This window comes from Kitasatospora sp. NPDC004240, assembly GCF_053603215.1.
This window is the reverse complement of sequence record NZ_JBSGFD010000358.1, coordinates 1-4,734: the sequence shown is the minus strand read 5'-3', so window position 1 is coordinate 4,734 and position 4,734 is coordinate 1. Positions and strand designations below refer to the sequence as shown.

The window sequence follows — 4,734 nt, the reverse complement described above, 5'->3', positions numbered from 1 at the left end:
GAACTGCTCGACCGGGGCAACCTGGAGCTGCGCGACGTCGGGTTCCGCTACCCGGGCGCCGAGTCCCCGGTGCTCCCCGCGCGGAGGTGGCCGGGCAGGGCGGCGAGGCCACCGGGGAGGCGGCCGATCGCCGCGGCCAGGACGCCGACCGCGACCGCCGAGACGCCGGCCGTGGTGCCCGCGTCCAGGCCGATGATCAGGGCGGCGGCCAGGACCGCGCCGACCGCGGAGTCCGCCCCGGCCACGACCACCGCCGCGAACCACAGCAGCCCGCGCACCGGGTCGAAGGAGGCCGCGTCGAAGGCCCGTCCGGCGAGGCCCAGCAGGGCCCCGCCGAGCGCGGCCAGCGCGGCGCCGGCCACGAAGGCGAAGAGCTTCAGCCCGGGTACGTCCACCCCCGCCGCGACCGCGCCCGCCTCGTGGTCGCGCATCGCGGTGAGCGCCCGGCCGAGCCGCCCCCGGTGCAGTGCCCGGACGACCAGCAGGCCGGCCGCCAGCAGCACCAGCTCGGCGAGGTAGTAGGCGCGGTCGCCGTCCAGGAAGGCCGGCCGGTCCAGGGTCAGCCCGGTGGTCGCGTACGGCTGCTGGAAGACGAAGCGGCTCATCGCGGTGCCCACCGCGAGCGTCACCAGGGCCAGCGCCAGCCCCCGGCGGCGGATCGCCGGCCAGCCGGTGAGCAGTCCGAGCGGCGCGGTGGCGAGCACGGCGAGCAGCAGCGCCGCCGCCGCGGGCAGCGCCGGGATCCCCGGCACCCGGCCGGACATCAGCAGCGCGGTGCCGAGCGCGCCCATCCCCGCGTACCCGGCCTGGCCGAGCGAGACCTGCCCGCCGTAGCCGGTCACCACCACCACGGACAGCAGCACCAGGGCGAGCGCGGGCACCATCAGCGCGCCCCGCAGGTCGTCCTGGCGGAAGCCCAGCGGCAGCAGGAGCAGCACCGCGCAGACGATCGCCGCCGTCCGTCCGGCGCCGCCCCCGGGCGGCCGGGCCGGCAGCGGGGCGCCGCCGTCGCCCAGCCGGGTGCCGGCGGCCAGCGCGGCGACCAGCAGCGCGATCACGAAGAGGTTCGCCTGTACGGCCTGGACCAGCGGCAGCAGCTGCCCGGACGGGCGTACCCGGGTCAGCTCGCTCTGGACGATCCCCAGCCCCAGACCCGTCACCACCGCCACCGGGATGCTGCGCAGCCCCGCCGCCACCGCGACCGCCATGGTCTCCATCACCAGCAGCGGCAGCCCGTACGGGTCGAGCAGCAGGTACGGCGCCAGCGCGACCCCGACCAGCCCGGCGGCGAACGAGCCGAACGCCCAGCCGGCCGCCGCCACCCGGTCGGCGTCGACCCCGGCCAGGGTGGCCAGCCGCCGGTCGTCGACCACCGCGCGCAGCCAGAGGCCGAAGCGGGTGTAGCGGGTCGTCGCGGCCACGGTGAGCGACAGCACCAGGATCGCGACCAGCTGCGCCACGGTGTCCGGCCGCAGCGTGTGCCCGCCGGGCAACCCGATCGGCTCGCCGCCGAACGGGGAGGGCGCGCCGGCCAGCGGGGCGGATCCCCAGACCAGCACGGCCGCGCCGATCAGCAGCACGAACACCCCGATGCCGGCCACCATGCTCTCGGTCGACCCGGCGCCGCGCCGTTGCAGCGGCCGGTAGACCAGCAGGTCCAGCAGCACGCCGAGGGCGGGGGCGGCGACCAGCAGGCAGCAGGCGACGGCGGGCCAGACCGGCCAGCCCCGGACGACGACCAGTTCGCGCAGCAGGTAGGCGACGATCATCGCCTGGGCGCCCTGGGCCAGGTTGAGCACGCCGGTGGCCCGGTGGCAGACCACCAGGCCGATGCCGCTGAGCGCGGCGGCGCCGCCGACGGTGAGCCCCGCGAGCGCCAGGTCGACGGTGAGGTCGAGGGACGAGGAGCCGCTCATCCGCCCGGCTCCGGCGCAGGCCCCGTCAGCCCCGGGGAAGGCCCCGGCGGCCCCGGTGCCGGCTCCCCGGGTGGTCCGGCCCCCGGCTCCGGCGGGTCGCAGAGCCGGCACGGGGTGAGCCCGCGCTCCCGTACGGCCGCCGCGTCGACCGGCGCGGCCGCCGGGCGGCCGGCGATCAGCGCGCAGCCGGGGCGGTGGTACACGGTGCCCGCCGGCACGGCCAGCGGGCCGCCCGCCGGCGGGGGCGGTGGGGCCCCGGCGCGGGGCGCCCCCGGCTCCGGCTCGACCAGCAGGGCGTACAGCCGCGCCACCCGGTGGTCCGTCAGCTCCTCCCGGCGGCCCGGTGCCCGGAGCGGCGCGGCCAGTACGGCGCCCGCCACGATCAGGGCCGCGCCCGGGACGGTGGCGGAGGCCAGGAACGGCAGCTGCTGCTCGACGTAGCGCTCACCCGAGATCCCGTACCAGCCGAGCACGCACAGGACCGCCCCGGCGGCCAGCACGATCCAGCCGAGCCACTCCCGGGCGGCCCGGGCGGCGCGCCCGGTCCCCTGGGTGGCGGTACGGGTGCTTTCGTCCCCGGATTGCGCTTCGTCCATGGATCCGCCTTGATGGTGTCGAATGCGACGTTCCCAGAATCGGCCCGGAGCGGCATCCGGGAGCGCCTCGGGACGACCGCGGGCGACGAGCACCGAGAGGTACACCATGGACGTGACGCAGAGTGGCGCCCGCAGGGGCGGCCCGGTCCGGTGGTCCGTGAGCGCGCTGCTCGCGGTCCTGCTGGTCGCCGCCCTGGCCGCCTGCGGGGACGACGACGGGTCCACCGCCTCCCCCTCCCCGACCGCGGCGACCACCGCGGCGACGGCCACGGCCACCCCGACCGCCACCGCGACGGCGACCGCCGCCGGCACGGCGCCGGCGGACGTGGCGGCGGCCACGGCGGAGGTCACCACCAACTGGGAGAAGTTCTTCTCCCCGCAGACCACGATCACGGAGAAGGCCGCGCTGCTCCAGAACGGCGACCAGCTGACCCCGGTCCTGGAGGGCTTCGCGCAGGACCCCCGGGTCGGCCAGGTGCAGGCCGACGTCACCGACGTGGCCTTCAGCTCGGCCACCGACGCGGTCGTCACCTACTCGCTCTCCCTCCAGGGCAACGTGGTCGAACCCGCCGCCACCGGGCAGGCCGTCCTCGACGACGGCACCTGGAAGGTCTCCCGCTCCACCCTCTGCGGCCTGCTGGCCCAGGCGGGCGGCTCCAGCCCGATCCCCGGGTGCAGCTGACCGCCGGCCCCGACCGCCGGACGACGACCGACGGCCCCCGGGCCGACCCGCGATGCGGCTGACCCGCGCCGGGAGCGCCGCCGCCGCCCTGCTGCTGGCGGCGGTCCCGGCCTGCGGCACCCGGCTGCCGCAGGCCGCCTTCACCGCGCGTCCCACCGCCCCGACGGGCGCCACCGCCCCGGCCGAGCCCGGCAACCGGGCCAGTGACACCGGCGTCGGCGCCACCGAGGTCAAGGTCGGCATCGTCACCTCGCTGACCAGCCCGGTCGGCAGCGAGGTGTTCAGCGGCCCACGCTACGGCGCACTGGCCTTCTTCCAGTCCCTGAACGACCGGGGCGGCCTGCACGGGCGCACCGTCAAGGTGGTGACCTGCGACGACGGCGGCAGCGGCATCGGCAACCAGGACTGCGTCCACCGGCTGGTCGAACGCGACCAGGTCTTCGCCCTGGTCTCCGGCAGCGTGCTGGACTACGCCGGCGCCGGGTACGTCAGCGGCAAGGGCGTGCCCGACGTCGGCGGCCAGCCGATCGGCACCGCCTACGACCGCTGGCCCCACCTGTACGGCATCTACGGCAGCGCCGCCCCGCGCGACGGGCACGCGGTCGGCTGGAACGGCACGCTCTACCAGACCACCGAGGTGTACCGGTTCTTCAAGGAGCGCCTGGGCGCCACCAGCGCCGCCGTGGTCGCCTACAACCAGGCCGACTCGGCCCGCTACGCCGCCCAGCTGCGGGAGGGCCTGGAGGCGGAGGGCTACCGGGTGCTGACCCAGACCGTCGACTTCGCGCTGCCCAACTTCCAGGCGGTGGCCGCCGCCGTCCACGCCGACGGCTCCCAGCTGCTCTTCGACGCGATGGACACCCGGGGCAACGCCGCCCTGTGCCGGGCCCTGGACGAGGCCAGCGTCCAGGTGACCGCCAAGGTGACCAACGTGCAGAACTGGTCCGAGACCGTGCGGACCGACTACCAGGGCTCGCCGCGCTGCCGCGACGTGCTCTGGGCGACCTCCTCCAGCCTCAACTACGAGGACGGTGACCGGTACCCGGCGGTGCGCGCGTTCCGCGAGGCGATGGCCCGCTGGTACCCCGACCGGGCGCCGCTGCTGTCCGCCTGGGAGCTGGAGGGCTGGGCCGGCGCCCAGTGGCTCACCGACGCGATGGACTCCTGCGGCGCCGAGCTGACCCGCGTCTGCGTCGAGCGCTTCATGAACCGCCCCGAGCCGTACGACGCGCACGGGCTGCTGCTGCCCGCCGACTTCGTCCCGACGCCCCCGCCCGGCGGCCCCGCCCGGGTCTGCCTCAACGCCGCCCGCTGGGAGGACGCCGCCGGGGACGGCCGGGGCGGCTGGGTCACCCAGGTGCCGTCCATGACCGACACCTGCTTCGAGGTGCCGCAGCTGCCGTACCGGCCCTAGTGTCCTGAGTCTGGAATTCGCTTCAGATATTCGGCGAGGCGTTCGAGGATCTCGTCGGCGGTCTTGGTCCAGACGTAGGGCTTTGGGTCGGTGTTCCAGGTGGCGATCCAGTCACGGATGTCGGCT

The 4,734-nt window shown here is 76.5% G+C and carries 4 protein-coding genes and 1 pseudogene; 2 read left to right on the top strand and 3 right to left on the bottom strand.

Going from position 1 to position 4,734, the window contains the following annotated elements:
- Positions 1-47: 47 nt before the first annotated feature.
- A complete protein-coding gene (locus ACWEQL_RS41100) occupies positions 48-1,916 on the bottom strand; it encodes a branched-chain amino acid ABC transporter permease (RefSeq protein WP_452156528.1) in 1,869 nt (622 codons plus the stop codon).
- Positions 1,913-2,512 (bottom strand): hypothetical protein, encoded by a 600-nt coding sequence (locus ACWEQL_RS41095; RefSeq protein WP_452156526.1) that lies wholly within the window; start codon positions 2,510-2,512, stop codon positions 1,913-1,915. Before ACWEQL_RS41095 ends, ACWEQL_RS41100 begins: the two co-directional genes overlap by 4 nt.
- 112 nt (positions 2,513-2,624) lie before the next feature.
- Here ACWEQL_RS41095 and ACWEQL_RS41090 point away from each other — a divergent pair, with 112 nt between their 5' ends.
- On the top strand, positions 2,625-3,194 hold the full coding sequence (locus tag ACWEQL_RS41090; protein ID WP_452156524.1) for a hypothetical protein: 570 nt from the start codon (positions 2,625-2,627) through the stop codon (positions 3,192-3,194).
- 52 nt (positions 3,195-3,246) lie between these two features.
- Positions 3,247-4,608 carry an ABC transporter substrate-binding protein gene (locus ACWEQL_RS41085; RefSeq protein WP_452156522.1) on the top strand — a complete coding sequence of 454 codons (1,362 nt, stop codon included), beginning with the start codon at positions 3,247-3,249 and terminating at the stop codon, positions 4,606-4,608.
- Here ACWEQL_RS41085 and ACWEQL_RS41080 read toward each other — a convergent pair.
- Positions 4,605-4,734, bottom strand: a pseudogene (locus tag ACWEQL_RS41080) (IS630 family transposase); the annotation flags it as partial. The gene ACWEQL_RS41085 and the pseudogene ACWEQL_RS41080 overlap by 4 nt on opposite strands.